This is a genomic window from Vibrio sp. 2033, assembly GCF_033339735.1.
Map to the genome: position 1 here is coordinate 1 of NZ_JAWOVC010000710.1, position 545 is coordinate 545.

At 51.6% G+C, this 545-nt stretch carries 1 protein-coding gene; it reads left to right on the forward strand.

Annotated elements, in window-relative coordinates:
• Positions 1-545, forward strand: a 545-nt coding sequence (locus tag R7P74_RS28655) for a gamma-glutamyltransferase (RefSeq protein ID WP_318124082.1), incomplete at both ends; no start/stop codon positions are given.

Here is a 545-nt window from a genome sequence, read left to right on the forward strand (position 1 = left end):
TTTAACGCCGATGGCTCACCAAAAGCCGAAGGCACACGATTAAAAAATCCAGAATACGCGCAAACCTTGCAAGCCATCGCCAAGCAAGGTGCTCAAGCCTTCTATCAAGGTGATATTGCCAAAGACATTATCGCAACCGTGCAAACTGCAGTGGGTAACCCGGGCGTGTTGGCACAACAAGATTTTGATACTTACCGCATCAAACAGAGAGAGCCCGTTTGTGCGGCTTATCAAAGCTACGACATCTGCGGCATGGGGCCACCAAGCTCAGGCGCGCTAACTGTCGGACAGATCTTGGCTATCACCGAGCAATACGACCTCAAAGGCTGGGGACCAGACAGCGCCAAATCTTGGCAGGTCATTGCGGACGCATCTGGTCTTGCGTTTGCTGATCGCGGTAAGTACATGGCCGATCAAGACTATGTACCCATGCCAACCGAAGGTTTGTTGGACAAAGACTATCTCAAACAACGTGCCGAGCTTATTCAGGTCGGCAAAGCACTGACGAAAGTGGAAGCCGGTAACCCACCGTGGTCACATGCAAT